Genomic DNA, 26,122 nt, shown 5'->3' on the forward strand with positions numbered 1-26,122 from the left:
CGACCGGCGCTGGACGACGGCGCCGTGCACCGGTGGACGCAGCGCAGTTTCGCGAGGAGGATCAGTGAGCACCACTGCAACGCTGGATTCGCGCGTGGTGAGCCTCGAGGCCGGCGGTGAGGCGTTCGTCCCGTTGCACATCCGCAATGACGGCGAAATCGTGGAGGAGTACAGGCTCCGGGTGGTGGGCCCGAGCGGCTCATGGACCGAAGTCGTGCCCGGCTTCGTGTCGATCTACCCCGGCCAGGCAGCCACCGCCTCGGTGGAGTTCCGGCCCCCGCGGTCCGCCGCCGTCCCGGCCGGCGAGTTCCCCTACGGGGTTCAGGTGGTGCCGACCGAACATCCGGAAGACGCCGTTGTGCCCGAAGGGGTTCTCCAGCTTCTGCCGTTCTACGAGACGACGGCGGAGCTGATGCCCCGTTCGTCTCGGGGCCGGCTTGGCGCCAGTCATCGGGTGGCCGTGGACAACCGCGGCAATGTGCCCATCACCGTCACCTTCACGGGTTCCGATCCCGGCGATCTGTTGGACATATCCTCGCGGGAGCCGGTCCTTACCGTGCAGCCCGGAACAGTGGAATTTGCCCGTGTGCGGGTGCGCGCGCTCAGAGCCATCTGGCGCGGCAGGTCCGAGACGCACGCCTTCGCGGTGGCTGCGCAACCCCTGGACGGACCTCCGGTGGTGCTCGACGGAACCCACGTACAGGAGCCGGTACTGCCTGCCTGGATCTTCAAAGCCGTCCTCCTGCTCGTGCTCCTGGTCCTCGGCCTGGCGGCCCTTTGGTTCCTGGTGCTCAGGTTTGCAGCGGAACCCACAGCGCCGGCTGCCGTCCCCGGAAGCCACTACGTCGTCCCCGTGCAGGCTCGGTCATAGGTTCCCCATGCCCACCGGGCCTGCCCTTCGCGCCGGAGACACGGCGATGTGTCCAATGTTCGACGGCCCCAAACCCCATGGCGGTGGGCCCGTCACAGCCGCCGCGGCCGTGGTCACCGTTCTCATCGGCGGGATGCCGGCGGCCGTCGCCAATTCCATGCCCGGTGGCATCGTCTGCGTCTCGCCGGCACCGAACGGAATCGCGAGCGGCAGCCTGACCGTCCTGATCGGCGGTTTTCCTGCCGCCCGGGTGAGTGACCTGAGTCTCCACGGCACACCCATCGCGCCGGGCCCCGGGTGTCCCACCGTCATCATCGGCGGATGACTGATCCGCCCCGGACACTCATGGCGAGGGAGCGGCGGCCAGGGACGGGCATGACGGCTGAGCCTGCGACGGAGTCACACCCGGTGTCGCCATCATTGTCGGCGTCACCGCCGTGCCTGTGGGGTCGCATGTCCCCGCCTGCAATTCGACGGGCGTCACGCACGGCGACGGCGTCGCGCCCGGTCCCGCCGGCGACGTCGAAACACAGATCACGCACGGCGACGGCGACGCGCCCGGTCCCGCCGGCGCACATGTCACGCACGGCGACGGCGTCGCACCCGGTCCCGCCGGCGACGTCGAAACACAGATCACGCACGGCGACGGCGTCGCACCCGATCCCGGTCCCCGGGGACGACGTACAGGTCGGTCCCGGAGGTTTTGGAGACGTATCGGGCGACGGACTTGGTGACTCGCTGGACTGGGTGGGCGACGGACTTGGTGACTCGCTGGACTGGGTGGGCGACGGACCGGGCGACTCAGTGGACTGGGTGGGCGACGGACCGGGCGACTCAGTGGACTGGGTGGGCGACGGGGTTCCGGACGTCTGCGGAGCGGACGTGGGGGTGGGCGACGAAGGGGATTCAGTGGGCCCGGGGATACCGGGGCCACAGGCTGCAACGCCGAGCAGGAGGACCAAAACGAGGCAGGCAGTGCCTCGACGTCGGGTACCCATATTGCGTCCTGCTCCGTTCGTAAACGGTCCGCCCGTTGTGGTTCTCGGGCGAAAGGTCCTGATCCACTACGCATCCAGCGTGAGGGGCACGTGCGTTAGGAACACGGCGCCTTCGGGCAGACTTTGAGGCAGAATTCGACGATGGCCGGCTCCAGCAGATGAGCGGACTCCTGTTCGCGCCGCAGGCGGCCGGGCCGCGGCCGGGCGTAAGCTCGTGGCATGGCGAGATACTTCGATGTGCACCCCGAAAACCCCCAGCAGCGTTCGGTTCAGCAGGCGGTTGAAATCGTGCGTTCCGGCGGCTTGATCGCCTATCCCACGGACTCCTGTTACGCCCTTGGCGCGCAGTTGGGGAACAAGGACGCTCTGGACCGGATCCGGATGATCCGCCACCTCGATAGCAAGCACCACTTCACACTGGTCTGCAAGGACTTCGGGCAGCTGGGCCAGTTGGTCCAGATCGACAACGACGTGTTCCGCAGCATCAAGGCCGTCACGCCGGGTAGCTACACCTTCATCCTGCCTGCCACCAAAGAGGTTCCGCGGCGGCTGCTGCACCCGAAGAAGAAGACCGTGGGCGTGCGCATCCCGGACAACAGGGTGGTCCAGGCGCTGCTGACCGAGCTCGGCGAACCCCTGCTGTCCAGCACGCTGCTCCTGCCGGACGAGGAAGAGCCGCTGACCCAGGGCTGGGAGATCAAGGAGAGGCTGGACCATGTGGTGGACGCCGTGATCGATTCCGGCGACTGCGGGGCCGAGCCGACGACGGTCATCGACTACTCCAGCGGCGCCGCGGAAATCGTCCGTCGCGGAATGGGTGACCCTTCCCGGTTCGAATAGGCCTGCCTTGGGGCCGCACGCGCGGCGGGTCTCGGTCCGGCAACCGCTGGCGGCAGCCGCTTAGACTGAGGCCTGGCCGCCGGTATGCTCCGCTTCGTGCCGTCGGTTCCGCCGCCACCGGCGGGCCAAATCGAGGACGGCCAGAAGTCCCGCGAGGGGCGAGAGCACCGCTGCAGTGTAGACGAACAGCAACCAGCTGAGCGTGGTCAAGAGTGTCTGGTTGCTGCTCAACAGCGACAACCCGCCGAACAGTCCGAGGGTCCAGAACAGGACCACGCCGAACAGCACCGCCGCAGCGGGAAAGTATTCGTTGGTGACGACATTTTTCGCCGCGAGGAAATACTCGTTGTTGGCGACGTTTCTCAAGGTTTTCATCGACCCTCCTCATGCCTGGCGGTCGGGGAAGTCCGCCGGGGTCCTTCCAAGTATGGGGCCAGACACGCCCGGATTTACGAAGAACGCACGCCACGTGATCAAGCTAACTGCGCAGGTGCTGCGGTCAGCGTTCGTGGGTCAGACGGCGGCGCGTTCGTGGGTCAGACGGCGGCGCGTTCGTGGGTCAGACGGCGGCGCGGACCCGCTGCAGGAATGAATCAAGGACCCTGCCGGCGTTCTCGTGCATCCGCCGGGACTCCGCCGCAGCGTGCGGCTGGCGCTTGGGTCCATCGAGCCGTTCGCCGAGGTAGAGCAGCGCTGCCAGGACTTCCGAGAGCTCGGCGTTTCCTTCGGCGCGCTGGCGGAGGAGCCTCAGGTGTGCGGCCTGCAGGGCGGGGCCGGGTGCACATCCCAGATCGTGGTCGAAGAGGCGACGGCACCGGTCATACGCTGACAGGCCTTCAACCGGCAGCCCAGCCCGTTCGTACGCCGTCACGAGGACGGTCCAGGCCCTTTCGTTGAGCGGCTCGGAGCGGATGGCTGCCTGCGCCCAGTGGATGGCCTCGTCCGTCTTGTCCAGGACTGCGGCGGTTTCTGCTGCGAAGATTTGCGCCGCTACCTTTTCGGCTGAATGGCGCGTCCTTGCCTCGTCGGCCCAATCGGCGACGAGCTCGAACCCCAGCAGCGGCTCGGCGGACACCTCCAGCGCCTTGAGCAACAGGGGGTAGGCGTCGGCAGGCGAGGCCTGGCCGGCGGAACGGACCAGCTGCCGGAAGTCCCAAAGGTCCAGATCCACGAGCTGCGGATCCAGCACATAGCCACTGTTGGCGGTCCGCAGCGGCCCCGTCTTGGTCTGCCCAGGCTGGATGGCCCGGCGGATGCCGCTGACGTAGCTTTCCAAGGTGGCCACGGCCCCTTCGCTGGCACTCGCGCCCCAGAGAATTTCGATCAAGCGGGTCTTCGAGACCGGCGTCCCCAGGTTCAGCAGAAGTATTTCCAGAATGTGCCGCGGCTTGCATCCGCCCAGGTCAGTCGCTGTGAGCGTTGCACCGTTACGGCGTATTTCAAAGGTTCCGAATAGACGAACAGAAATTGACGGTGAAGGTCCCGCTGAATTTTCCACGATGTTCTCCGATTTCCCCAGCTGTGAAGATCTCAACCACTCTTCGAAAGATCGGAATAAACGCGGAACAATGAAGTGACGAGACTGTGTTCCTTCCGGCTTTCTAAGAAAACCGTGACACGCCCAACCTGCCACAACAAGCAACGAAGCTACCCGACTTGGCGCCCGGAGAAAGTCGAGTACCACGGTAAGTATGGCCAAGTAATCGCTTAAAGGTTTTTCCAAGTATCTCGTGCATAGTGCAGGTGTCCGGTACCCAGTGGCGGTACTTCCTGGACACCGGACAGCCCAGGCGCGCGGGTGGGCGCCGGCATCCGCCGAGCCGAGTCAAGCGCGGGTCCTTGCCGGTTTCCGCAGCACAAGATTTTCGGAAGTTCCTGCTCCTACGGTCGGAGCGTCCGGGTGTGCATGCGAGTGCGAGGTATTGGAATGACGCACGCTCCAGCCCGCGCTTTCGAGTCGGTCACGGACGCCGACCCCCTCGAGTCGACCTACGGGCAACTCATCTTATGTTCCCACTGTCTGATCCGTCGGCAGGGCTGGGGCGCGGTGGCGGGCGGATGCGTGTGGGGCGTCGGGCCGGAGCCCGGGGACCCTTCACGGCAGCGGCCTGACAGCGAGTGAACGCCGCGGAGTTTCCTGCATCCATTGCCGCCAATAGCAAAGCAGGAATTCAAAGCCATCAAATTGTCCACTGCAGGGACGCCACGGCCGCAATTTGCCGCAATTACCGGACCTCCCTCCTGCTTAGTTTTTTTCCGTCATCTCCTCGGGAACCGCAATGACACGCATTTCGGTGCCATCGCGCATCAGCGCCAGCTCCAGCGGCGCCCCGATGGCCTCCGCGAAGAGCAGCTTCTGCAGGCTCTCGGCGTTCGAGACGGCTTTCAGGCCGACGCTCAGGAGGATGTCTCCGGCACGGAGTCCGGCACGCTCGGCGGGTGACCCCGTGAGGACTTCGACGACGAGCAAGCCCTCCCTGCGCCCGGTGCGGACCACGGCGCTGGCCTGCAGCCGGACAGGCGTGTTGACGAGGCCGAGGTAGGCGCGCCTGACCCGCCCGTCCTTGAGCAGCGAGGCGATGATCCTGCGCGAGGTGGCGTTGACCGGGACGGCCAGGCCAAGTCCGGCGCCGGCCACGGCGGTATTGATGCCGACGATCCGACCCCGGGCGTCCGCGAGCGCGCCACCGGAGCTGCCCGCGTTCAGTGCGGCATCGGTCTGGATAACATCCTCGATCATGCGACGGTTGCGCCCGGACCACACCGGAATGGAACGGCCCAGCCCGCTGACCACGCCGGCCGTCACCGAGCCCGACAGTCCGAGCGGATTGCCTACGGCGATGACCAATTGCCCGACCCTGAGCGTCTCCGCGTCGCCCAACTCTGCTGGCGCTGCAGTGGGGGCCTTGCCATGGACGACGGCGAGATCCGAGAGCGGATCGGCGCCCACTACGTCCACGGCCGTCCGGGTACCGTCGGCAAAAACAGCGTGTCCGCCCTGGGTGCCGGCCACCACGTGGGCGTTTGTGACGAGAAAACCGTCGGAGGTGAACAGGACGGCCGAGCCGGCCCCCACCCGGAACCTGCCACCGCGTCCGTTGCCGGTCATTTCGATCGCGGCAACGTGCGGAGTGACGGTCGCGGCCACCCGGACCACGGTCGCTGAATAGGAATCCAGCGGGTCCTCGGACGCCTCCGGTCCAGGACCAACCCTTCTGATCGCAGTTGCCACGGCGCACCTCCCTTGACTCGTGCTTATCTAAGTCAACCACCGGCACCGTGCCCATAGTCCTGGGCACCGTACGCCGTCAGAGAAATCCGCTGCGGACTACGCGGCGCGTCGCGGTCGAAGGCCAGCAGTTCATGCACCCGGCGATCCGCCGCTAGGCTCAGAAGCAGACCAGCCTCTCAGCCACAGGAGAACTTCGTGAGTCCAGCGACCGCTTCGCCCGATCCGCTGCCCCCGCTGGGCCTTAGCTGGGGCATCAAACGCAGCTTCATCGACTACATCAACAGCCTGCCGGACGGCGCGGTATCGGCGGTCAACGGCGCAACCGTTGACGAAGCCGGTCTGTTCCGCTTCGCCCCCGGCGCTGCCGACTACGACGCCGTCCGTGGCACCGGCATCCTGCGATTCAGGGGCGACGTCCGTCTCGCCGGCCACCATGGCATGATGTTTGTCCGGCTGCTGGACCCGTGGATAGCATTCACCGGCGGACGCGGGATCCTCTCCATCAGTACGGGCGACGACGACGGGCAGGACCGCACCGCAGTGGCACTACTGCGGTCCGGGGCGCCCAGGAACGTGGGCGGGTCGCTCTTCTGGGAACACGTTGACGTCGTGATTTCGCCCGAAGGATCGGAACTCTTCGACGGCCAGTACGCCTCCGGGCAGCCGATGGACCCGCTGTTCATCCGGGTCGCCGCATAAGGGTACGTCCAGAGGATGATTTCGGTCCGTTCCAGCACCGCGGGGGTGGCCGGGACCGGCTGCCTGATTTGCAGCAACTGCACACGATGACCGGCCGCACACTGGTTGAGGAGAGCGTGCGGCCGGTAGCCTGTCGGGGCCCGCGGCTCGTGGCCCGGGCGGTGGTTCGGGAGCGGGTCCTTCCCCGTCCCTCCCCTATTGAATTTCGTCCTGCACCCACTGTCCCTCAAAGCACCTGAGAGGACGCTGAGAAGTCGCATCCCGGGGCGCCGGGCCCGGAGAAAAGTTGGCTTGTGGTTGTCCGGGGCGCTCGGTTGCCCCATTCTTGGAACATGGAACAGGTCCCGTCCGATTCCAGGGCCAGCCGCTCCCGCCGTCGCCGGACCCGCTGGGGAGTGCGCAAGCGGTCCACCGCGGCCGCCGTCGCCGTCGTGGCCATGGCGCTGCTGGTCGGCGGGCTGGTCCTACTCGCGCTGCTGGAGACGACCCTGACCGCCGCGACGGAGTCGGCGGCACGGCAGAAAACCCAGGATGTCATCGCACAACTGGCTGTGGACCAGGACATCGAGGACGCGATCGAATACGTCACTTCAACCGGATACGCTGGCCAGTACGTGCAGCTCGTCGATGCCGCCGGTACTGTGCTGGCCGGCTCGGAGCCCAAGGCCGTCGACCAGCCCTTGTCGGCACTTCGGCCAGCACCCGGCCACACGGTGATCCAGGACGTCTCCAGCCTGCCGAACATCGGCAACGACGACGACTTCCACATAGTCGCGACCGGCGCGCGGGTGGGCAGCCAGGAAGTGGTGGTCGTCGTCGCCTCGTCCGTGCAGGTCCAAGCGGACACCGTCTCCACGGTGGCGTGGCTCATGTTGGGGGCGACGCCACCGCTGCTGGCCGTCGTGGCTGTTTCCGTGTGGCTTCTGGTTGGTCGATCGCTCCGCCAGGTTGAAAGAATCCGGGGGCAGGTGGCCCGGATCAACGCCGAACGCCTGGACGGTCGCGTCGACGTCCCGCCCACAAGGGACGAGCTTGAGGCCCTCGCGCTGACCATGAACACCATGCTGGACCGTCTGCAGGCCTCGGACCGTGAGCAGCGGCAGTTCGTCTCCGACGCCAGCCACGAGCTGCGCAGTCCCCTTGCGACCCTGAGCGCCGGCGTGGAGATCGCGGCGTCGGATCCGTCCGGCGCGATGTGGCTTCAACTGAAGGATGATCTGGCTGGCGAAACTGTCCGGATGCGCTACCTGGTGGATGACCTGCTGACCCTGGCCCGGACGAACGACGGCGGCCTCGCTCCGGAGGACGCCGATGTGGACCTTGACGATGTGGTGGATCAGGAAGTCCGCCGGCTGCGCGCGGTCAGCCGGCACAAGGTCACGGCCAATCTCACTCCCGTCCGGATCCAGGGCGATGCCCGGCGGCTGGCGCAGGTGCTGCGGAACGTACTGGACAACGCGGACCGGCATGCCGTGTCCCGGATCCGGATCAGCCTGCACTCCGACGGCGACGGGGCCGTGGTGTGGGTCGACAATGACGGAGAGCCGGTAGCTGAAGCGGACCGGCAACGGATCTTCGAGCGGTTTGTCCGGCTGGATGAAAGCCGGTCCCGGGAGGGCGGCGGCAGCGGCCTCGGCCTGGCCATAGCCGCCGGCATCATGGCGGCGCACCACGGCTCCATCCGTGCCACGGAGAGCCCCACTGGAGAATGCCGCTTTGAAATTCTCTTCCCGCAAGCGGACCCCTGGGCTCCTGCTCCGGTCACTCCCGGGGCGGTGGTGCGGACGCGGACTCAGGGATCCGGTCGGCGCTGAGCAGGTAGCCCATGCCGCGCACCGTGGCCAGGGTCTGGACGCCGAACGGGGCATCGATCTTCCGCCTCAGGTAACCGATGTAGACCTCCACGACGTTGTCTCTGCCTTCGAAGGCAGAATCCCAGACGTTGTCGAGAATGTCCGCCTTTGACACGATCTGGTCATGGCGGCGCATGAGGTAGTGCAGGAGCCCATACTCCCTTGGCGTGAGGCTGATGAGCGTTTCGCCCCGCCGGACACGGCGGTTGACCGGGTCCATCGTCAGGGTCCCGAGCGTCAGGACGACAGGCCGCTCCGGCGCTCCCCTGCGGATCAATGCCCTGATCCGGGCGACCAGCACCAGGAAACTGAACGGTTTAGTCAGATAGTCATCGGCACCCAGGTCGAAGGCATCGGTTTGGTCGTACTCGCCGTCCTTCGCCGTCAGCATCAGCACCGGAGTCCAGATCCGGCGCTGCCGCAGTTCGCGCAGGACGTCATAGCCGTTCTTGAGCGGCAGCATAAGATCGAGCAGGATCACGTCGTAGGCGTTCTCCGTCGCGGCTGACAGCCCGCTGACGCCGTCATGGGTGACGTCCACGACGAAGCCCTCATTCGACAGTCCGCGGCGCACCGTGTCGGCCAGCACCTTCTCGTCCTCGACCAGCAGGATCCTCATTGCCCGCCTCCTCTCCTGAGAGACAGTATGGCGCCCCGGGTACCAGCATAGGTGCGGCGACGGCGTTACACCCTTACGCCGTCGCCCTCTTCACTATGCAGCCGTCCACGACAAGGTCGGGGAGGTCGAGGCCGGCCGTCCGTACTGACGCGGTTGCCCTGTTGCGGCGCAGCTGCCCTCGCTAGACTTGAAATGCGCCGGAGCAGACGCATCAGTTCGTCGCGGGAAAGGCAAGATCATGACCGACAGCAGCAAGTTCGAAGAGCCCGCGGAGGACGCGGGCGGTGCGGAAAATCGCGAGGAACCCGAGCTCCGGGGCAGGTATGTCGAAGGCAGCTACGGCAAGGCCGGCAGGCAGGGCGGCCGCCACACGGACGATGAGGAAGGCCAGTACATCGAAGGTGATTACGGTGCGGCTGGCAGCGAGGGCGGTGTGCCCGAACCGCTGGGCGACAAGGCCAAGGAGTCCGGGCGCTATGTTAAGGGCGACGTCGGCGATGCCGGGATGGTTCCGGGCCGTACCGCCGAGTCGGAAATCGGCCAGTACTCCGAGGGTGACTACGGTAAGGGCGGAACGGTGGATCCCAAACGCAAGGCCGGAACCGACAAGGAGTAACCCCGCATCAGGTCTGTTGGGGAAGAACGACGGGCTGACTGGGGCCGACAGATCGGTGTGGCCGGTGCGCGGGTCTTGGTTCCGGTCGCCGCCGGCGGCTGTACGGGTGTAATACCCGGCTCAGGACAGGCCGCGGCACCGAAGACACGTTTGAACGGTTCACCGGCCTATAAGTCGACCGCACAAGTGCTCCGAGCCTTTGGGGGCTGTTCCCAGGTGAATCTTCCGGAACTCCGGGAAGTGCGGGCATGGCAGGGGTAGACCGGCCCGGACAGGACGAGTCTCCAGCGCATGAAAGGCACTTGACATGACCGATCATCAGCGACAAACCCCGGTGCCGATGACCACAGGACAGGCCGGTGTCATCAGCGCGCTGGCCACACAGCTGCGGGTGGACTCCATTCGGTGCAGCACCCGGGCCGGATCCGGACACCCCACCTCGTCACTGTCGGCTGCGGATCTCATGGCCGTCCTGCTCGAGCGGCACCTCCGCTACGACTGGGACCGGCCGTCACTGCCTAACAATGACCACCTCATTTTTTCCAAGGGCCATGCCTCCCCGCTGCTGTACTCCATGTACCGGGCCGTCGGCGTGGTCGGGGAGGACGAACTGATCAATACCTACCGGCAGTTCGGCAGCCGGCTCGAAGGCCACCCCACGCCCGCCCTCCCCTGGGTCGATGTGGCCACCGGATCGCTGGGCCAGGGACTTCCTGACGCGGTGGGAGTATGCCTGGCCGGACGGTACCTGGACCGGCTGCCCTATCACACGTGGGTGCTGTGCGGGGACAGCGAACTGGCCGAAGGCTCCATCTGGGAAGCCCTGGACAAGGCCGCCTACTACAGGCTCGGCAACCTCACCGCCGTCGTGGACGTCAACCGGCTCGGACAGGACGGGCCCACCGAACTCCAATGGGACATGGACCGCTACGCCAGGCGTGTGGAGGCCTTCGGCGCCCACGCCCTTGTCATCGACGGCCACGACCTTGCCGCCATCGATGAGGCGCTCACCCGGGCGCGGTCCGATCCCGACCAACCGACGGTCATTCTGGCCAAAACCATCAAGGGCAAGGGTGTGCCCGAAGTGGAGGACAAGAACGGCTGGCACGGCAAAGCCCTCCCCCCGGATATGGCCGAACGCGCCGTGGCCGGCCTCGGCGGGCCCGGCAGCCTGCAGATCACCACGGCTCTCCCCGAACCCGGCACACCCGCGATCACACCCGACCCCCAGGCTGCGGTCACCCTGCCCCGCTGGGAGGTGGGCGACAAGGTGGCGACCCGGGCCGCCTTTGGCGCCGCCGTGTCCGCGCTGGCCGCCCGCCCCGAAGTCGTCGTTCTGGACGGCGAAGTGGGAAACTCGACCCACGCCGGAGAATTCAAAAACGCCGCCCCGGAACGATACTTCGAAATGTTCATCGCCGAACAGCAGCTCATCGCCTCCGCCGTGGGGCTCTCGGTCCGCGGCTACGTGGCCTTCGCCTCAAGTTTCGCCGCCTTCCTGATTTCGCGGCCCTTCGACTTCATCCGGATGGCAGGAGTATCGGAGGCCAGCATCCGGCTCGTCGGCACCCACGCCGGCGTCGAAATCGGCCAGGACGGCCCCTCGCAAATGGCGCTGGAGGACATTGCCGCCATGCGCGCCGTGCACACCTCCACCGTGCTGTATCCGGCCGACGCCCCCGCCACCGCCCGGCTCGTTCACACCATGGCCGACACCGCCGGAATCTCCTACCTGCGCGCCACCCGCGGAGCCTACCCGGTGATCTACGGGCCCGACGAGACGTTCCCGCTCGGCGGGTGCAAAATCCACAACGCCGGCCCCGACGACGAGGTGGCACTCATCGGCGCCGGCGTGACCCTGCACGAATGCCTCACCGCCGCCGGGCACCTGGCCGACGCCGGAATCAAGGCCCGCGTCATCGACCTCTACTCCATCAAACCCATCGACGTCGACACCCTGCGCCGGACCTGCCTCGAGACCGGGGGCAGGATCGTCGTCGCCGAAGACCACTACCCCCAAGGCGGCATCGGCTCAGCCGTACTCGAAGCCCTCGCCAGCACAAACACCCCAGAACTCCACATTGCATTGCTCGCAGTGAAGGGGCTGCCCACGTCCGGAGAACCCCAGGACCTGCTCGACGCCGCCGGCATCTCCGCACACCACATCGTTGCCGCAGCCCGCAGCCTGATCGGCGCCTGACCTGGAATCGCCCACCTCCACGCTGAAGGGCCAGCGATCCTGCGTTCTCCTGTTCGCCCAACCCGAGGCGCGGCGCAGCGGCCTAACGGGAGGAACCCCTCAGCTGGGAGGTTCCTTCAGCGGTAGCTGCGATGCGGCTCCGAAGAGCCAGCCGGAGACGTCGCTGCGCAGGACAAGATGGGGTCCGCCGGTGGGACTCACGCTGCCGCTCGGAACGTAGTAGCCGCGTCCCGCACCCGGGCCGCCGGCCGCACGGTCCAAGGCATCGGTGAGCTGCCTGCTCAGGTGCCCTCGGGGGCCGAGGGATCGGAGTCCGTCCAGTTCCTCAGGTGTGAGCCGTCCCAGCACCGCAGCAATGTCGGCCATGATGAATCCCTTCTGGCGGGTGGTGCTTCAGGAATCCAGCCTAAGACTCCAGAATTAACGGCACGTGAAATCCGGGCGACGATCAGCGAACAGAGCAGGATGTCACAATTGGGACCGTGGCAAAGGAAGCCTCAGCGCTCTCGCGCAGCGCTGTCAGCCGACAGGGTGCCCGTGGTCGCATGTGGTTTCGCCGGAGCGGACCTCATGCCCCTGGAGACACGTCACGCATGGCGGCAAGGGAGCCTCATGGGAGCCGATGAACAATCCGCCCATCCTCTGGCTGGTCCTCTGGCTCTCCCTTTTCAGCCACGCAGTCGCTCGGTGCTCGTGGGCCTTTGGAGTAGTCTCGTGGGCATTCTCGGAATGCCCGAACGGTAGCTTGACCACGGTGACCGCGACCTTCCACAACCTCCCGTCACTGCTTCGCGCAGTGAAGTGCCGGTAGCACAAGAATAGGCCTCCGGCGGGGGTAGTGTCAGGAGACTTGGCAGGGCTGGCAATCCTGTCCCGGCAGCCGGTGTCGCGAGGGTCACTGCACGGACGCCCAATACAGCCAGCTAATTAACGGTTGGATGCTGTACGGTTCAATCCCGGGAAACCCCGAACAACAGAATCGAGTATCAACCAGGTGGCAACCGATTATGACGAAGTACGATCCGACGTCGCGGAATCACGCAACGCCTCTCTGGAGGCCCTTCGCTCTGCAAATGCTCCGGATGCACGCAGCGTAGCCCGTGACCTCGATGAGGCCGACACCTCAGAGGGTGTGGAACTGCCCGGCGCCGACCTCTCAGGCGAGGAACTGACCGTCACGGTCATCCCGCAGAAGGAAGACGAGTTCACCTGCTACTCATGCTTCCTCGTCCGGCACCGCTCACAGCTCGCGCGCGAAAAAGCGGGTCACGCGTACTGCGCAGACTGCCTCAGCTAGCCTGACCGCTTCAAAATAGCGCCAGGACCGCGCCGGGCATGCTGTGCGCGGCGCGGTTCGATAGGCTCCTCTTCTTTGATGATGCGGCGCCCGCCGGCACATGGCCGGAGGCGACTGAAAGCGAGGTCGTCCCCGCCGACCCGGCCGGACAACATCGGAACTCCGGTGCTATTTCGTCGCGGCGGGCGCACAATGGAGCGTAGTAAGTCCTCCTGTAACTGTCATTCCACCGCAGCGGATGGTGCGCCATGAATACTCGCAAGGTCCGGGCTGGCTTGCTGGTCCCGGTGCTGGCCCTGATCCTGGCCGGCACAGCAGGTTGCGCGGGCGGTGGCGGGAGCCCGGCCCCGGCGTCGTCGGCGCCCCCGGGTGCCACTGCAACGGTGAGCCAGGGCACGGGCAGTCCGGCGAATGCGGCGGCGTCCATCACCATCAAGGACTTCGGGTACGGCGCGCCGGTCACCGTCTCCCCGGGTGCCACGGTGACCGTTACCAATATGGACAGCGCCGCGCATACGGTGACGGCAGACGAGGGGTCCGCGTTTGATGTGGACGTCAAGGGCAGCGGCGGGGCCGGCACCTTTACCGCCCCAATGCAGCCTGGAAGCTACGCCTACCACTGCACCTTCCATCCGGGCATGCACGGGACGCTGACGGTCAAGTGAGCGCGCCAAGTAGGACCGGCAGTGCCGCCCGAGTACGGGGAAACGACCTGCCCCTGCGGGGGCTGATCGCCCTCGCCCTCGTCATCGACGCGGGCGTCCATATTCACCTGGCACCCGGCTACCAGGCCGGGAGTTCGGCCGGAATCGGCCAGGGCACCCTCTTCCTGCTCGAGGCCGCCGCGGCCATTCTGGCCGCGCTGTATGTCCTGCTGCGCGGGAGCCGGGCAGCCTATTCGGTAGCCCTGCTGGTGGCCCTGAGTGCCTTTGCGGCCGTGGTCCTTTACCGCTATGTCGACATCCCGGCGTTCGGACCGTTCCCCGCCATGTACGACCCCACCTGGTTCTTCGAAAAGTCACTCAGCGCGGTGGCTGAAGCGGCCGGGGCAGTGCTGGCCGGCATTGGATTCATCCGGGCCGGACGGACCGTGCGCGCTGACGGGACCCGCGCCCCGCGGCCGACGGCCTGACTCCGCCAGCGGAGCCACAGTGTCCCGGCGTGTCCCGCCGGCGTGCTGAAGCCGGGGCCTGCGCTTCTTGCTAACATGGCGGCGAGGTGGTTCATGGACAGCAGGACGGCGCATCGGGCGGTGGCTGACGTGACGGCTGCGATGGGTGCATTCCTGGCCGCCGGCACCTGGCTCTGCCTGACCACCCTCCCCGACGCCGCTCCGCAGCACCTGACCCTCGCCGCCGCCCTTGCCGCCGGCGCGGGCGTGATCGGCGGCGCGGCCGCGTCCGTTCTCCGTCGCGATCCCCCGCTGTGCACCCCCGCGGACCGCGTCACGCTGGTCCGGGCCGTGCTGGTGGCATGCTGCGCGGCACTGACCGTCGCCGGATTGATGGCCGGTTCCGTTCCGGGCGGCATCATCGCCGTGCTCGGCACTACCGCTTTTCTGCTCGACGCCGTCGACGGGCGGGTAGCCCGGTTCACCGGCACCGCGTCCGCGGCGGGTTCGCGCCTGGATACAGACACCGACGGCGCCCTCGTCCTCGTGCTCTCCTGCGCCACCGCGGGAACCACCGGCCCCTGGACCCTGGGCCTCGGGCTCATGTACTACGCCTTCCTCGCCGCCGGCTGGTTCCGGCCGTCGCTGAGGGAACCCCTGCCACCGAATATGGCCCGCAAAGTCATCGGTGCCTTCCAGCCAGCCGCGCTGCTGTTGGCCCTGATCCCCGGTGTCCCGCCTGCCCTGGGCAGGACAGCGGTCGCGGTGGCCTTCATGTTGCTCGGCTTTTCCTTCGGCCGCGACATCGTTGAACTGGAACGGCTGCGCCGCGACGATCTGGCCGCCGTCGTTCCCCGGGCGTAGACTCCTCGCACTTACGCTCGATGAAAGCCACCTGATGAACAAGAACCGGCTCGAGGCCTTCAGCGACGGCGTGCTGGCCATCATCATCACCATCATGGTCCTGGAGCTCCACGTCCCCGCGGAACCGACCTGGCACTCGCTCCTCGAGGAGATGCCGACACTCCTCAGCTATGTACTGAGCTTTGTCTACGTGGGGATCTACTGGAACAACCACCACCACATGCTTCACCTGGCCGGAAGGATCAGCGGCGGGATACTCTGGGCCAACCTGCATCTGCTGTTCTGGTTGTCTCTGTTCCCTTTCACCACCCGCTGGATGAACAGCGCGGACCTGGCGGAGGTCCCGGTGCTGGTGTACGGATTGAATCTGCTCCTCGCCGCCATCGCCTTCTACGTTCTCAAGTCAGCACTGATCCGCCGGCAGGGACGGGGCGGCCCCCTCGACGTAGCTCTGGGCAGGGACTGGAAGGGGAAGGGCTCCCCTATCCTCTATCTTCTGGGAATGGGCCTCAGCCTCGTACACCCCGCCCTGGGCCTCGGCGTGTACTCAGGCGTGGCGGCAATGTGGCTCATCCCGGACCGCCGCGTCGAGCGCTTCCTCACACACGGCTCTGAGCCCCACGGGCAATCCACCAGCCCCGATTCCAGCAGCCCTGAATCCAGGGGCTAGCGGCCCTGCTCAGCGCCCGGTGCGCTGCGCCAGGTACCCGCTCAGAAACTCCCGGATGGCAGGGTTCGGCCTCTTAACATTTGCCGAGTAGCCGGGGTGTTTTTCGAGATACTTCTTGATGTACGGGCAGACAGGGACGATCGTGGAGCCGGCAGCCACGGTCTCGTTGAGGGCTTGGGCTGCCAGCCTGCCCGCGAGGCCCCTGCCCGAATATTCGTCATCAATGACGGTGTGATAAAAGAGGCTCTCCTGACGTGAATGTGGGTTCGGTTATTTCTGGTATGGGAGTTCGATCTCGACGGGGCCGCAGGCGAGCATTATCAGGGCGAGGGCGGCTTCGGGTGTGTGGAATCCGTAGGAGCGGCGGGTCATGGTGCGGATCTTGTTGTTCAGTCCTTCGTGGCGGCCGTTGGAGAGTTTCCTGGTGACGGCGGCGTAGATCCCTTCGGTGTGGGATCGGATCGTGGCGGCGGCCCTGGCGAACTCGCGGATGTTGGATTTGGCGGCGAGGTCGCACCAGGTGGTGATCATCTCCATCACGTCATTGGGGTTGAGGTCGCCGGCGAAGACTTCCCGGAGGGATTCCTTGAGCTGGTAGGCGTCCCAGAGCAGCCCTCCGGTGCGTTCGAGCCCGGCCAAGGTGACTTGTTGCTTTTCGGTCAGGTTCTGCGGGTTTTTCAGCAGCACCCAGCGGGTTCCCTTGAACTTCTTCGCGATGTGCTGATCGGGCAGTTCACGGGCGCGTTGCCAGATGGAACGGCGGAAGGATTCCAGCGCGTTCGTGGCTAGCTGGATGACGTGGAACGGGTCGTAGCAGATGACCGCGTCCGGGGCGTTGGTCTTCACGGACTTGGCAAAAGCGGGCCCCATGTCCATGCTGACGGCCTCGATGGCCGTCGTGTTCACCGGTCCGATTTCTTTGAAGAATCCATCCAGTGTCGCCGCGTTTTTCCCCGGTGCACCCCAGACGATCTTCGAGGTGGAGTGGTCGGAGACGAGGGTGAGGTAGCGGTGGTGTTTGCGCCAGGAAATCTCATCCACCCCGATATTGAGCAGGCCTTCGAAGCGGCTCTCGTCGAGCTGTTCGGCCACGACGCGTTCACAGATCGCCCCGACGGTCCGCCACGCTATCCGGGCGAACTGGGAGACGGTGGTCTTGTCCGCCCGGATGACCAGCCAGGCGATCATGTCCTCAAAGTCCGTGCTGAACCGGGAGCCGGGCCGGGCGAACGGCACGCCCTGCACCACGACGCCGTGGCCGGGGCAGACCAGGCGCCGGCGGAGCATTGTGAGCACCAGGACCCTGCCGGAGAAATCCAGATGCCGCCACGTGGATTCCGCCCAGCGGGTGTCATATCCCGCCATCGTTGAGTAACTGCAGTGCGGGCAGTCAAGGCGCTTGCGGGCCTTCAACGCCACCCGCACCAGCATGGGACCACCGGAGCCGGGATCAACATCAACAACCCGGACCCCCGTCAGGTTCAAGACGCGGTTGAGTAGAGTAGTAGCACGCATGGGTAGCTCCGAAATTTGGACAGTGTGAGAACTCCCAAATCTACCGGGCTACCCATGCCCTCATAGCACACAAACCCTGACCCACACGTACGTCAGGAGAGCCATAAAAGATCCGAAGCCCGTCGTCCTCGCGATCCACATAGTATGCCCGCCCGATCACGGTGCCGGCGTCGAGCACTTCAAAGCGGCTGCGCTCCGGATTCTGGCGGATGATGATCGGGCTCATCGCTCTCTCGCTTCTCGTCGCGTGGGGTCGGTCAGCCGCGGGGGCGCATGCGGGTGGCCGGCAGAACCGGGGCCGGCAGCGGTGCGGGTTCCCCGGCGGGGAAGGCGCCGAAGCGCGGGCGTTCGTCTCCCCCGCCGGCTTCGGCCCGGATTTCGGCGCCGATCTCGGCCTGCCATTGGGCCCGGTACCCGACGATTTCCTCGTGGCTTCGGCCCACGAAATTCCACCACATCACGATTTTTTCGCCCAGCGGTTGGCCGCCGATCATCAGGACGCGCAGCGGTTCCGGGCCGGCGGTCAGTGTCAGCGATGCGCGTCCGGTCGGCAGGTAGGACAGGTGGTCCTTCGGGACGGGGCGCCCGTCCAGGCCGAGGGTTCCCTCATCCACCAGCAGTCCGTGTTCGAAGCCCGGGTCAATGTGGAGCGACAACGTCGCCCCGGCGTCGAGGACGATCTCCGCGCCCAGCAGGGGCGTATGGGTGGTGACCGGCGAGGTTGAGCCGGCGAGTGATCCCAGGAAGACCCGCAGTGCCGAGCCGTCGCCCCTGATCGGCTCGGGGCGGTAATGCTCGAAGGTGGGTTCCATGCGGCGGGCGCTGTCCGGCAGGGCGATCCAGAGCTGCGCGCCGTGCAGGACATCGGTGCCGGGCATGGAGAACTCCGAGTGGCTGATTCCGCGGCCGGCGGTCATCAGGTTGACTTCGCCCGGCCGCACGGCGGCGTGGAAGCCCGCCGAGTCGCGGTGTTCGATCTCGCCGGCGAACAGCCAGCTGACGGTCTGCAGCCCGGTGTGAGGGTGCCGTGGAACCCTCATCCCACCGCTTTCGGCCACGCGGTCCGGGCCCCGTAGTGGTCCAGGAAGCACCAGGCGCCGATGAGGCTGCGCTGGCGTTGGGGAAGGGTCCCGCCGGACGTCCATCGCCCGGGGCCCGCCCAGCGGGACGTCCCGCGGGACCAGTATTTCCACCCCTGCCCAGCTCGTGTCGGCTTCGCAGAGGATTTCCTGAGGCGCAACCTCGGTACTGCTCATGAGGACAGCCTAGTGATTACCGCCCGGTCCACACAGGCGGCATCATGGAGTCATGCCCACTCCCGAGTCCCCCGTCACCATCACCGTCGGCGAGTCGTCCGTGTCCGGTGTCTACGCCCGGCCCGGCAACCCCTTCGCCACGCTCGTGGTCGCCCATGGCGCAGGGGCCGGGATGGAGCATCCGTTCCTCGCCGGCTTCACCCGGGCCCTGAACGAGGAGTCTGTGGCGACGCTGCGCTTCAACTTCCCGTACCGCGAGGCCGGGCGGAAGTTCCCGGACAGGCCGCCGGCGGCCACCGCTGCGTGGCGGGCCGCCCTGGATGAGGCCGCTGCACGCTCGGACGGGGAACCACTATGGGCCGCCGGCAAATCCTTCGGCGGGCGCATGGCCTCGATGGCGGTGGCTGAGGGAATGCCTGCCGCCGGGCTCGTCTACCTCGGCTACCCGCTCCATCCGCCGGGGAAGCCGGACAAGCTCCGCGATGAGCACCTCTACGGGCTGACCCTGCCGATGCTCTTCCTGCAGGGCACGCGCGACCCGTTTGCGACCCCGGAGCTGCTCGAGGCCGTGGTTGCCCGGATCGGACCGTCCGCAACCCTGGAGTGGTGCGAGGGCGGCGGTCACACCTTCGACGTCGCGGGCAGGAAGCGCAGCACGGAGGAGGTGGGGGCATCGCTGGCGGGCCCGGTCGTGGCATTCATGAAAGGGCGAGCCTAGGTCCAGGCAGTCCGGCGCAGTGGCGGTTCGGTGCCCCCTGGGCGCTGGACGAGCACCTGGTTCACGCCCGTAATACCGGCCTCGAAGCCCAAGGCGCTCGCGGCCATGTAGAGGCGCCACACCCTGGCCCGCCCTTCGCCGGCGGACTGCACGGCCTCGCTCCAGTGTTCCTCCAGGTTCCGGACCCACGCCCGCAGCGTCAGCGCGTAGTGCCGGCGCAGCGCCTCCACGTCGAGCACCTCAAGGCCGCCGGCTTCCAGCGCGCCGATTGTCTCCGCGAGGCTGAGCATCTCGCCGTCGGGAAAGACGTAGCGGGGAATGAAGGAATCCGGGTCGGGGTCCGTGGGGCCGGCGTTCCAGGAGATGGCGTGGTTGAGCAGCCGGCCGCCCGGACGCAGGAGCCCATGCAGCTGTGAGACGTATGTTGGCATCTGCTCGCGGCCGACATGCTCGGACATCCCGATGGAGCTGATCGCGTCGAACGGCCCGTCGCCGACGTCGCCGACGTCGCGGTAGTCCTGGACCCGGATGTCCACCCGCTCGGTCAGCCCGGCGTCGGCCACCCGTTTGCCGGCGAGCGCCGCCTGTTCCGTGGAGAGGGTGACACCGACGACGTCGACCCCGTAACGCTGGGCGGCATGCAGGGCAAAGCTGCCCCAGCCGCAGCCGACATCCAGCACCTTCATGCCCGGCTGGAGTCCCAGTTTGCGGCAGACGAGGTCGATCTTGGCTTCCTGGGCGGCGTACAGGCCGGTGCGCTGGTCATCCCAGACCGCGCAGGAGTAAACCATCGACGGGCCAAGGACGAGGGCGTAGAAGTCGTTGCCCACGTCGTAGTGGTGTGAGATCGCGGCGGCGTCGCGCTTCTTCGAGTGCCGGCGGCCGGCCCGGACGATCTTTGCCTCCTCCGGCGGGGGCGCCGGATTCGGCCCGAGCGCGCCGAGCCGCACGGCGGTTCTGAGAATCGTTCCGAGCTCGCCGAGAGCGGGTCGTCGGAAGGGGCCGGGTTCGGCGAATTTGCCGCCGGAGCTCAGCGCGGCGAAGCTGGCAAAGACATCGCCGGGAGCATCGATATCTCCGGAAACGTACGCACGGCTGAGGCCCAACTGCCCGGGCGACCACAGCATCCGGCGCAAGGCCCGCCGTGACCGGAATACAATCAGCGGGGCGTCTGCTGGCCCCGCTTCCGAGCCGTCCCAGGCCTGCAGCCGCAGCGGGATCTCCTGGGTGCCAAGGATAATGGCCAGCGCTCCGGCCAGCCGTGCTGCCACACCCGTCGTTGTCGTCATGTCCCTAACCTCTCGTCCAGTGGTTTCCTTGGCCAAATCTATGCGCAGTCCGCGCGTTCGAACAGGGGCCGGACGGCCCTGAATCCTCGGCGCGGCCCGGGACGGGATCCCGGCGCCTCTGGTGCTCCCCCGGCGGGATGCCTACGGTGGTTGTCATGACAGATGCTCTCCCGTCTCTCGCAGAGACGTTCAAGAATGTGGGTGTGGCCAGGGCCTACGGGGCTGCCGTGCAGGTGGACGGCGAGGAACTGGTCCCGGTGGCGCTGGTGTCCTTCGGTTTCGGTGGCGGTTCCGAAGCCGGCGGCACTGCTGCTGCCGACGGCGGCGCGTCCGGTGGCGGGGGCGGCGGCTTCGTGCTCCCGCTCGGCGTCTATTGCCGTGGCGGGAGCGGACACGTGGTGTTCCGGCCCAACACCATTGCGCTGCTCGCCGGGCTGGCGCCCTTGGTCTGCGCCGTTGGCTTCTCCGTACGCGGCGTGATCCGCACGCTGCGCCGTTGACCCCACGAGGGGGAAACCTTTAGGGTCCGCTCTCCGCCATTGCCGCAGGCCCAGGAGATTGCGACGGCGTGGGCGGTGGTGCGGCCGCCGGGGCGTAAAGCTCCCCAAGCAGTGCCTTGGAGATCGTCGCCGCGGGGTCGCGTCCGTCGGCCGAGGGCGCGAGGTTCGTCCACACCACGAGCGTCACCTTGTTGACCGGGTCGCTGCCCATGAAAGTGTTGAAACCGGGCAGTTCGCCCGTGTGTCCGTAGAGGTTTCCGAACTTCGCCAGGGCCAGTCCGTACAGCGCCCCGCCGGGGTCGCCTGGGTTGACCGGCCGGGGGCTGTCCAGCCAGATCTTCTGCATCTCCGGGTTCAGGACTTTGCCGGCGGTGATGGCCTCGGCCCAGCTGGCGAGGTCGCCGGCGGTCGAGATGCCGTGGCCGGCCGCCCAGGTCCACGACGGGTTCGAATTCGTGTAGTCGTTCGGCAACAGGGTTCCGGCCTGGGCCCGGGCGATCAAGTCGGCCGGCAGCTTTGCCGTGGCGATCGTCAGGACGTTGTTCATGAACATGTAGCCGCGCGGATGCGGCGCGGGCAGCTCATTCGATTCCGACGGCGGGAACGATGTCTGCGTCAGGCCCAGCGGCCGGAGTATCCGCTTCCGGATGATCTCGCCCAGCGGTTTGCCTTCGAGCTTCTCCGCTATGAGCCCCAGCAGAACGGTGTTCGTGTTCGAGTAGTGGAATCCCTCACCCGGGGCGAAGTACACCGGAAGAGGAAGGGCGATTGCCACCAGGTCCTCGGGCGTCCAGACCCGTTGCGGCCTCGTGTCCATGGCCAGGTTGAGCTCGTACGATTCAGAGTAGTTGTACAGGCCGCTGCGCATGCTAAGCATTTGTTCGATGGTGATGCTGTCCCCGTTAGGAACGTCCGGCCGGTATTTCGACACCGGGTCACCGAGCTTCAGCCGGCCTTCCTGCACGAGCTGCAGGATGACGGCGCCGGTCCAGGTCTTCGTGATGGAACCGATCCTGATGTGGTCGGCCAACGATACGGGGCTGCTTCCTCCCAGTCTCTTGACGCCATAGCTGAGGCTGAAGTCCCCCTCGGGCGTGCGCAAGAACATCACGGCGCCGGGCACGAGCAACTGGTCCGCCTGGGTTTCAAAGGTCTCCCGCAACCTTGCCTTGTCCAGCGGCAGGAGAGCTGTCGAAGCTGCGGAATTCACGGTTGCCGCCGCCGTTGCGCTTGGCGTCGCGCTTGCCGTTGCCGTTGATTCGGATTGGGGAGGGACAAGTGCGGCGCACGCTGTTGCCGGCAGCAGGGCCGCAGCGGCCGTACAGAGGGTGGTGAGTGAGCGGCGCGTGAGCGTCGTGCGCTTCGTGTGGGCAAGCGGTGTCGTCATCCTGGACTCCAGCCGGTGCTCGCTGCAGTCTTCGACTGGTAGGTAGGCTGCCGTACCGGCGTATGAGTCCCAATTTATTGCATGGCGGCGGGTAGTAGAAGAGTCCCGCTCGGAGCCTCCCTCAGGGTTCGCTCAGGTTCGATCAGGACCGGGCGTTGAAGACGTCGGCCCCGAAACGGTTCAGCCCCGGCGCCCCGGCATATCCGAGATGCGGCAGGGAAAAGATGTCTTCTATGCTGCCGAGGAGACTGAAGTGGTTGTAGGGCTTATCCGACGTCGTGCCCCCCTTGGTGAAAGGCGAGAGCACCAGTGCGCCGATCTTGCCCCCTGCCGTTCCACCCGGTATTCCCGAAGGCCCGCCGGTGTTGCCTTCAGATTCGTCGAACGTGATGACCAGCACCCCGTCTTTCTTGAAGGCGGGCGATTCCAGGATGGCCGGAATCTGCTGTCGGAGCCAGCTGTCGGCGCTGGCAAGGCCACCAGGACTTCCATCGACGCACGGGGCGTCGTGCCCGTCGTTACACAAGTTGGGCGTGATATAGGACAGGGCCGGCGTCGTCGCGATGGACTGCAGGTCCCCGGCGAGCTCGGTGAAGTCGACGACATTGTTCTGGCACTCCGGGGACGACGTGATCTCTTCAAAATACACAAACGGGTTGTGGCGGGTTGCGTATTGGTCATCCACCTTCGCCTTCTGGTCATCATCTTTGGCACCGAGCTCGGGATGGCGGCAGGGGGTTTTCATGTCCTCCATGTAGCCTTTCCAGGTCTTTCCTGCCGAACTGAGTTGGCCCGCCACGGTGGGAACCGACGCCGGATAGACGCAGCCCGTGCCCTGCACTTGCCCCTGGCCGGCGCTCCCGGTCTGCGTGAACGGGGCGTACGTCGGGCAATCGTCCCGGGTCATGGCGTTTGATGCCTGTCCCGAAATCTGCGCCAGGTAGTTCGCGTTGGAGTGGTGGGCGATCCCGTAGTAATCGGACAGCAGCACGCCGTTGGCGCGAAGAGTCTTGGCAAGGTACGGCGCTTCCGAGCCCGCACCCCAGACCTTCTCGTAGCCCTTGTTCTCCAGGTTGATCACGAACACATGCCCGGGCTTCCCGGTCCCTGGCGCCGCCGTCGGGGACTGTGGCCGGGCGGAGGCGCCGTTGCTGGGGGTGCCGGTACTAGGAGCGCCGGTACTGGGGGCGGCCGTCGCCGAGCCCGTGCCGGGCGGGCCACCACCGTCCGGCGGTGTCGGGGTACAGGCGGCTGTTGCCAGGGCGAGGATCACGGCGAAAGTCAGCCACGCGGCACGTCCCGTGACATTGAACCCCAGAGTTTTTGCGGCATTCCGGCTCATTGTTTCCGGCTTTCTCGTTGACCGACCCGGCGGGGGCAAACAGCCCAGTGCTGGAACTCTCCCACACGCGGATCAGGGCTGCCCCCATAGTTGCTCAGTATTCCCTGTGAGTCACTGCCCTCGGGATCCCCGCGCCTTGAGGTGCTGCTCTTCAGCCGCCCGCCACCTCCTCGGCGAATCCGGTGATGGTAGTTTGCAGGGATGGATGAAGAGACGCCCGAGCTGGACGCACGCCACGGAAGAAGCCGTGCGGAACCGCTGAGCGATAGTGACGTGCCCCGGTGGTGGGAACGGCTGGGTCTGCCGGGCCTGATCGATATCCACACACATTTCCTGCCGGAACGGATGATGAAGCGGGTCTGGGCGCACTTCGACGAGGCCGGCCCGCTGGTCGGCCGGCCGTGGCCGATCACCTACCGCTGGGACGAAGCGAGCCGGCTGGCCCGGCTGCGTGAACTGGGAATCCGGCGCTTCACCGCGCTGACTTATGCGCACCGGCCGGGCATGGCGGCGGACCTCACCGACTACGCCCTGAAGCTGGCAGCAGCCGAAGCGGACTGCGTCCCCAGCGCGACGTTCTACCCCGAGGACGGCGTCCTGGACCAGGTCCAATCAGCCCTCGAGCGCGGCGCCCGGGTGTTCAAGGTCCACGCGCAGGTCGGCGGGTTTGACCTCCGCGAGCCGGTCCTCGACCCGGTCTGGGGGCTGCTGGCGGACGCAGAGGTTCCGGTGGTCCTACACGTGGGCAGCGGGCCGGTTCCGCGGGCGGGCTTCACCGGGCCCGGTAGCTTGAGGGCGTGATGCGCCGGCATCCCGGGCTGACCGCCGTCGTCGCCCATCTGGGGGCACCGGAGTATGCGGAGTTCCTGGCCCTGGCCGAGACGTACCCTCGCGTTCACCTGGACACCACGATGGCCTTCACGGACTTCTTTGAGGCGGCCGCCCCGTTCCCGCCCGAGCTGCTGCCGCGGCTCGCGGATCTAGCAGACCGGGTTGTGCTCGGCAGCGACTTCCCCAACATCCCCTATCCCTATGCCCACCAGCTTGAGGCTCTCGAACGCCTGCGCGACAAGGAACCGCGGCTCGACGACGACTGGTTGCGCGCCGTCTGCTGGTTCAACGGTGAACGGCTGCTCGGCGTGTAGCCGGCACGGGCGTCCCTAGCCCTTGCTGCGGGCCCGGCTCGGTTGTACCCGCGGCGGTTCGCCCGGCATCTTCGGGTAGTCCGGCGGGAAGGGCAGCTCCCCCAGTCCGGCGGCGACGTCCCGTTCCCACCAGCCCATGAGGACGTCGATGGTGCCGGCCGTGGCGTGCATCTCCGCCCACGGGTCCCCGGTGGTCTTGAGCCGGTCCGGCACAGTGGCGATGGTGAAATCCGTTGGCTCGGTACTCTCGAGTTCTTCCCAGCCGATGGGGCAGCACACAGTGGCGTTCTCCAGGGCGCGTGGGCTGTAGGCCCCAGCCATGGTGCGGTCGCGGTTGGCCTGGTTGAAGTCAACGAAGATCCGCGCGCCGCGTTCCTCCTTCCACCAGGCCGTGGTGACCTTCTCGGGCATCCGCCGTTCAAGTTCGCGGGCGGCGGCGATCACGGCGTGCCGGACCTCCAGGAATTCGTGGCCGGGCTCGATAGGGGCGAAAACGTGCAGCCCGCGGTTTCCGGACGTCTTGATGAACGGCGTCAGCCCCGCCTCGGCCAGCACGGACCGCAGCTCCTGGGCTGCCGGGATGGCGTCCTCGAACCCGGTGCCGGGCTGAGGGTCCAGATCGATGCGCAGCTGGTCCGGGTTGTCCGGATTGCCGGCCCGCGACGGCCAGGGATGGAACACGATGGTGTTCATCTGGACGGCCCAGACCGCGGCCGCGATTTCGTCAAACACCAGCTGCGGATGCGAACGGCCGCTCGGATAGACCACGGTCACCGACCGCACATAGTCCGGGGCGCCCTTGGGCGGATTCTTCGAGAAGAACTGTTCGCCGTCGATGTTGTCCGAAAACCGCTGGAGCGTCACCGGACGGTCCCCGTTCGCGGCCAGGAACGCATCCCCGACGGCGACCATATAGTGGGCGAGATCAAGCTTCGTCAGCCCGAGCTTCGGCCACAGCACCCTCCCGGGACTCGAAATCCGGATCTCCCGGGTGCCGTGCGGGGAGCTGACAGTGACGTGGGCTTCTTCCTTGGCCATGGGGACAAGCTACTCCGCAGCAGTCGCAAAAGAATAGCCTGCCCCACGCCAAGGTGTGGCTC

28 protein-coding genes and 2 pseudogenes are annotated in these 26,122 nt (G+C 66.7%); 16 read left to right on the forward strand and 14 right to left on the reverse strand.

Annotation, left to right across the window (positions count from 1 at the left end; translation table 11 throughout):
- The first annotated feature begins 64 nt into the window (after window positions 1-64).
- Complete coding sequence (locus ACVWZ8_RS19390; RefSeq protein ID WP_456505525.1) at window positions 65-871, forward strand: COG1470 family protein; 807 nt, start codon at window positions 65-67, stop codon at window positions 869-871.
- 7 nt (window positions 872-878) lie between these two features.
- Window positions 879-1,196, forward strand: coding sequence for a PAAR domain-containing protein (locus ACVWZ8_RS19395; RefSeq protein ID WP_456505526.1), 318 nt, complete (start codon window positions 879-881; stop codon window positions 1,194-1,196).
- On the opposite strand, the gene ACVWZ8_RS19400 is transcribed toward ACVWZ8_RS19395, so the two are convergent.
- Complete coding sequence (locus ACVWZ8_RS19400; protein WP_456505527.1) at window positions 1,183-1,512, reverse strand: hypothetical protein; 330 nt, start codon at window positions 1,510-1,512, stop codon at window positions 1,183-1,185. The genes ACVWZ8_RS19395 and ACVWZ8_RS19400 overlap by 14 nt on opposite strands.
- Window positions 1,513-2,088: 576 nt before the next feature.
- On the opposite strand from ACVWZ8_RS19400, the gene ACVWZ8_RS19405 reads away from it, so the two are divergent.
- Window positions 2,089-2,709: an L-threonylcarbamoyladenylate synthase gene (locus tag ACVWZ8_RS19405; protein ID WP_426977674.1), complete on the forward strand. Its 621-nt coding sequence runs from the start codon at window positions 2,089-2,091 to the stop codon at window positions 2,707-2,709.
- A 60-nt stretch (window positions 2,710-2,769) separates the two neighbouring features.
- Here ACVWZ8_RS19405 and ACVWZ8_RS19410 read toward each other — a convergent pair whose 3' ends face one another.
- The 3 genes from ACVWZ8_RS19410 to ACVWZ8_RS19420 all read right to left on the reverse strand — a co-directional run bounded on the left by ACVWZ8_RS19410 (window position 2,770) and on the right by ACVWZ8_RS19420 (window position 5,941).
- Window positions 2,770-3,084 (reverse strand): hypothetical protein, encoded by a 315-nt coding sequence (locus tag ACVWZ8_RS19410; protein ID WP_456505528.1) that lies wholly within the window; start codon window positions 3,082-3,084, stop codon window positions 2,770-2,772.
- Window positions 3,085-3,268: 184 nt separating this feature from the next.
- A complete protein-coding gene (locus ACVWZ8_RS19415; protein ID WP_456505529.1) occupies window positions 3,269-4,207 on the reverse strand; it encodes an AfsR/SARP family transcriptional regulator in 939 nt (312 codons plus the stop codon).
- A 747-nt stretch (window positions 4,208-4,954) separates the two neighbouring features.
- Window positions 4,955-5,941 carry a S1C family serine protease gene (locus ACVWZ8_RS19420; RefSeq protein WP_426977669.1) on the reverse strand — a complete coding sequence of 329 codons (987 nt, stop codon included), beginning with the start codon at window positions 5,939-5,941 and terminating at the stop codon, window positions 4,955-4,957.
- Window positions 5,942-6,136: 195 nt separating this feature from the next.
- Between ACVWZ8_RS19420 and ACVWZ8_RS19425 the strand changes: the two genes are divergently transcribed.
- Complete coding sequence (locus ACVWZ8_RS19425; RefSeq protein WP_426977668.1) at window positions 6,137-6,640, forward strand: HtaA domain-containing protein; 504 nt, start codon at window positions 6,137-6,139, stop codon at window positions 6,638-6,640.
- 332 nt (window positions 6,641-6,972) lie between these two features.
- The gene (locus tag ACVWZ8_RS19430; protein ID WP_456505530.1) at window positions 6,973-8,454 is read left to right on the forward strand and encodes a sensor histidine kinase; all 1,482 of its coding nucleotides are present in this window, start codon (window positions 6,973-6,975) and stop codon (window positions 8,452-8,454) included.
- Here the strand turns inward: ACVWZ8_RS19430 and ACVWZ8_RS19435 are convergent.
- Window positions 8,402-9,112 carry a response regulator transcription factor gene (locus ACVWZ8_RS19435; protein WP_426977664.1) on the reverse strand — a complete coding sequence of 237 codons (711 nt, stop codon included), beginning with the start codon at window positions 9,110-9,112 and terminating at the stop codon, window positions 8,402-8,404. The two genes, ACVWZ8_RS19430 and ACVWZ8_RS19435, sit on opposite strands and share 53 nt — an antisense overlap.
- A gap of 238 nt (window positions 9,113-9,350) precedes the next feature.
- On the opposite strand from ACVWZ8_RS19435, the gene ACVWZ8_RS19440 reads away from it, so the two are divergent.
- Together ACVWZ8_RS19440 and ACVWZ8_RS19445 are read left to right on the forward strand one after the other, a co-directional pair.
- Window positions 9,351-9,728 carry a hypothetical protein gene (locus ACVWZ8_RS19440; RefSeq protein WP_426977662.1) on the forward strand — a complete coding sequence of 126 codons (378 nt, stop codon included), beginning with the start codon at window positions 9,351-9,353 and terminating at the stop codon, window positions 9,726-9,728.
- Window positions 9,729-10,035: 307 nt separating this feature from the next.
- Window positions 10,036-11,928, forward strand: coding sequence for a transketolase (locus ACVWZ8_RS19445; RefSeq protein WP_456505531.1), 1,893 nt, complete (start codon window positions 10,036-10,038; stop codon window positions 11,926-11,928).
- A 99-nt stretch (window positions 11,929-12,027) separates the two neighbouring features.
- Here the strand turns inward: ACVWZ8_RS19445 and ACVWZ8_RS19450 are convergent, their stop codons facing one another.
- Window positions 12,028-12,294 carry a hypothetical protein gene (locus tag ACVWZ8_RS19450; protein WP_426977658.1) on the reverse strand — a complete coding sequence of 89 codons (267 nt, stop codon included), beginning with the start codon at window positions 12,292-12,294 and terminating at the stop codon, window positions 12,028-12,030.
- Window positions 12,295-12,922: 628 nt separating this feature from the next.
- Between ACVWZ8_RS19450 and ACVWZ8_RS19455 the strand changes: the two genes are divergently transcribed.
- From ACVWZ8_RS19455 to ACVWZ8_RS19475, 5 genes are all read left to right on the forward strand, one after another.
- A complete protein-coding gene (locus ACVWZ8_RS19455; RefSeq protein WP_354248109.1) occupies window positions 12,923-13,225 on the forward strand; it encodes a DUF4193 domain-containing protein in 303 nt (100 codons plus the stop codon).
- Window positions 13,226-13,473: 248 nt separating this feature from the next.
- Entirely contained in the window at window positions 13,474-13,890 is a 417-nt protein-coding gene (locus ACVWZ8_RS19460) for a cupredoxin domain-containing protein (protein ID WP_456505532.1), read from the forward strand.
- Entirely contained in the window at window positions 13,887-14,357 is a 471-nt protein-coding gene (locus ACVWZ8_RS19465) for a hypothetical protein (RefSeq protein WP_456505533.1), read from the forward strand. The genes ACVWZ8_RS19460 and ACVWZ8_RS19465 overlap by 4 nt, the downstream gene beginning before the upstream one ends.
- A gap of 93 nt (window positions 14,358-14,450) precedes the next feature.
- On the forward strand, window positions 14,451-15,200 hold the full coding sequence (locus ACVWZ8_RS19470) for a CDP-alcohol phosphatidyltransferase family protein (RefSeq protein ID WP_456505534.1): 750 nt from the start codon (window positions 14,451-14,453) through the stop codon (window positions 15,198-15,200).
- A 34-nt stretch (window positions 15,201-15,234) separates the two neighbouring features.
- Window positions 15,235-15,870 (forward strand): TMEM175 family protein, encoded by a 636-nt coding sequence (locus ACVWZ8_RS19475; protein ID WP_456505535.1) that lies wholly within the window; start codon window positions 15,235-15,237, stop codon window positions 15,868-15,870.
- 9 nt (window positions 15,871-15,879) lie between these two features.
- On the opposite strand, the pseudogene ACVWZ8_RS19480 reads toward ACVWZ8_RS19475, so the two are convergent.
- The 4 genes and pseudogenes from ACVWZ8_RS19480 to ACVWZ8_RS19495 form a co-directional block, all read right to left on the reverse strand.
- Window positions 15,880-16,104, reverse strand: a pseudogene (locus ACVWZ8_RS19480) (GNAT family N-acetyltransferase); the annotation flags it as partial.
- Window positions 16,105-16,140: 36 nt separating this feature from the next.
- Window positions 16,141-17,385 carry an ISL3 family transposase gene (locus ACVWZ8_RS19485; RefSeq protein WP_456503559.1) on the reverse strand — a complete coding sequence of 415 codons (1,245 nt, stop codon included), beginning with the start codon at window positions 17,383-17,385 and terminating at the stop codon, window positions 16,141-16,143.
- A 40-nt stretch (window positions 17,386-17,425) separates the two neighbouring features.
- Window positions 17,426-17,611: a hypothetical protein gene (locus tag ACVWZ8_RS19490; RefSeq protein WP_456505536.1), complete on the reverse strand. Its 186-nt coding sequence runs from the start codon at window positions 17,609-17,611 to the stop codon at window positions 17,426-17,428.
- Window positions 17,612-17,642: 31 nt separating this feature from the next.
- Window positions 17,643-18,641, reverse strand: a pseudogene (locus ACVWZ8_RS19495) (pirin family protein).
- 52 nt (window positions 18,642-18,693) lie between these two features.
- On the opposite strand from ACVWZ8_RS19495, the gene ACVWZ8_RS19500 reads away from it, so the two are divergent.
- On the forward strand, window positions 18,694-19,359 hold the full coding sequence (locus ACVWZ8_RS19500) for an alpha/beta hydrolase family protein (RefSeq protein ID WP_426977648.1): 666 nt from the start codon (window positions 18,694-18,696) through the stop codon (window positions 19,357-19,359).
- On the opposite strand, the gene ACVWZ8_RS19505 is transcribed toward ACVWZ8_RS19500, so the two are convergent.
- Window positions 19,356-20,648 carry a class I SAM-dependent methyltransferase gene (locus ACVWZ8_RS19505; RefSeq protein ID WP_456505537.1) on the reverse strand — a complete coding sequence of 431 codons (1,293 nt, stop codon included), beginning with the start codon at window positions 20,646-20,648 and terminating at the stop codon, window positions 19,356-19,358. The genes ACVWZ8_RS19500 and ACVWZ8_RS19505 overlap by 4 nt on opposite strands.
- Window positions 20,649-20,803: 155 nt before the next feature.
- On the opposite strand from ACVWZ8_RS19505, the gene ACVWZ8_RS19510 reads away from it, so the two are divergent.
- Window positions 20,804-21,148 carry a hypothetical protein gene (locus ACVWZ8_RS19510; RefSeq protein WP_456505538.1) on the forward strand — a complete coding sequence of 115 codons (345 nt, stop codon included), beginning with the start codon at window positions 20,804-20,806 and terminating at the stop codon, window positions 21,146-21,148.
- 19 nt (window positions 21,149-21,167) lie between these two features.
- On the opposite strand, the gene ACVWZ8_RS19515 is transcribed toward ACVWZ8_RS19510, so the two are convergent.
- Complete coding sequence (locus ACVWZ8_RS19515; RefSeq protein WP_456505539.1) at window positions 21,168-22,535, reverse strand: serine hydrolase domain-containing protein; 1,368 nt, start codon at window positions 22,533-22,535, stop codon at window positions 21,168-21,170.
- A gap of 142 nt (window positions 22,536-22,677) precedes the next feature.
- Window positions 22,678-23,877 carry an alkaline phosphatase family protein gene (locus ACVWZ8_RS19520; protein WP_456505540.1) on the reverse strand — a complete coding sequence of 400 codons (1,200 nt, stop codon included), beginning with the start codon at window positions 23,875-23,877 and terminating at the stop codon, window positions 22,678-22,680.
- Between the two features lie 201 nt (window positions 23,878-24,078).
- On the opposite strand from ACVWZ8_RS19520, the gene ACVWZ8_RS19525 reads away from it, so the two are divergent.
- The gene (locus tag ACVWZ8_RS19525; protein ID WP_456505541.1) at window positions 24,079-24,678 is read left to right on the forward strand and encodes an amidohydrolase family protein; all 600 of its coding nucleotides are present in this window, start codon (window positions 24,079-24,081) and stop codon (window positions 24,676-24,678) included.
- Window positions 24,678-25,022, forward strand: coding sequence for an amidohydrolase family protein (locus ACVWZ8_RS19530; protein ID WP_456505983.1), 345 nt, complete (start codon window positions 24,678-24,680; stop codon window positions 25,020-25,022). Before ACVWZ8_RS19525 ends, ACVWZ8_RS19530 begins: the two co-directional genes overlap by 1 nt.
- 15 nt (window positions 25,023-25,037) lie before the next feature.
- On the opposite strand, the gene ligD is transcribed toward ACVWZ8_RS19530, so the two are convergent.
- Complete coding sequence (gene ligD / locus ACVWZ8_RS19535; RefSeq protein WP_456505542.1) at window positions 25,038-26,060, reverse strand: non-homologous end-joining DNA ligase; 1,023 nt, start codon at window positions 26,058-26,060, stop codon at window positions 25,038-25,040.
- Between the last annotated feature and the right edge of the window lie 62 nt (window positions 26,061-26,122).

This window comes from Arthrobacter sp. UYCu723 (assembly GCF_054059215.1).

Bases quoted from the DNA above. Each gene is read 5' to 3' on its own strand.
- ACVWZ8_RS19395 (WP_456505526.1), top strand. From the start codon at position 879: ATGCCCACCGGGCCTGCCCTTCGCGCCGGAGACACGGCGATGTGTCCA.
- ACVWZ8_RS19405 (WP_426977674.1), top strand. From the start codon at position 2,089: ATGGCGAGATACTTCGATGTGCACCCCGAAAACCCCCAGCAGCGTTCG.
- ACVWZ8_RS19410 (WP_456505528.1), bottom strand. From the start codon at position 3,084: ATGAAAACCTTGAGAAACGTCGCCAACAACGAGTATTTCCTCGCGGCG.
- ACVWZ8_RS19430 (WP_456505530.1), top strand. From the start codon at position 6,973: ATGGAACAGGTCCCGTCCGATTCCAGGGCCAGCCGCTCCCGCCGTCGC.
- ACVWZ8_RS19435 (WP_426977664.1), bottom strand. From the start codon at position 9,112: ATGAGGATCCTGCTGGTCGAGGACGAGAAGGTGCTGGCCGACACGGTG.
- ACVWZ8_RS19440 (WP_426977662.1), top strand. From the start codon at position 9,351: ATGACCGACAGCAGCAAGTTCGAAGAGCCCGCGGAGGACGCGGGCGGT.
- ACVWZ8_RS19445 (WP_456505531.1), top strand. From the start codon at position 10,036: ATGACCGATCATCAGCGACAAACCCCGGTGCCGATGACCACAGGACAG.
- ACVWZ8_RS19450 (WP_426977658.1), bottom strand. From the start codon at position 12,294: ATGGCCGACATTGCTGCGGTGCTGGGACGGCTCACACCTGAGGAACTG.
- ACVWZ8_RS19460 (WP_456505532.1), top strand. From the start codon at position 13,474: ATGAATACTCGCAAGGTCCGGGCTGGCTTGCTGGTCCCGGTGCTGGCC.
- ACVWZ8_RS19470 (WP_456505534.1), top strand. From the start codon at position 14,451: ATGGACAGCAGGACGGCGCATCGGGCGGTGGCTGACGTGACGGCTGCG.
- ACVWZ8_RS19475 (WP_456505535.1), top strand. From the start codon at position 15,235: ATGAACAAGAACCGGCTCGAGGCCTTCAGCGACGGCGTGCTGGCCATC.
- ACVWZ8_RS19485 (WP_456503559.1), bottom strand. From the start codon at position 17,385: ATGCGTGCTACTACTCTACTCAACCGCGTCTTGAACCTGACGGGGGTC.
- ACVWZ8_RS19490 (WP_456505536.1), bottom strand. From the start codon at position 17,611: ATGAGCCCGATCATCATCCGCCAGAATCCGGAGCGCAGCCGCTTTGAA.
- ACVWZ8_RS19500 (WP_426977648.1), top strand. From the start codon at position 18,694: ATGCCCACTCCCGAGTCCCCCGTCACCATCACCGTCGGCGAGTCGTCC.
- ACVWZ8_RS19505 (WP_456505537.1), bottom strand. From the start codon at position 20,648: ATGACGACAACGACGGGTGTGGCAGCACGGCTGGCCGGAGCGCTGGCC.
- ACVWZ8_RS19510 (WP_456505538.1), top strand. From the start codon at position 20,804: ATGACAGATGCTCTCCCGTCTCTCGCAGAGACGTTCAAGAATGTGGGT.
- ACVWZ8_RS19515 (WP_456505539.1), bottom strand. From the start codon at position 22,535: ATGACGACACCGCTTGCCCACACGAAGCGCACGACGCTCACGCGCCGC.
- ACVWZ8_RS19520 (WP_456505540.1), bottom strand. From the start codon at position 23,877: ATGAGCCGGAATGCCGCAAAAACTCTGGGGTTCAATGTCACGGGACGT.
- ACVWZ8_RS19525 (WP_456505541.1), top strand. From the start codon at position 24,079: ATGGATGAAGAGACGCCCGAGCTGGACGCACGCCACGGAAGAAGCCGT.
- ACVWZ8_RS19530 (WP_456505983.1), top strand. From the start codon at position 24,678: ATGCGCCGGCATCCCGGGCTGACCGCCGTCGTCGCCCATCTGGGGGCA.
- ligD (WP_456505542.1), bottom strand. From the start codon at position 26,060: ATGGCCAAGGAAGAAGCCCACGTCACTGTCAGCTCCCCGCACGGCACC.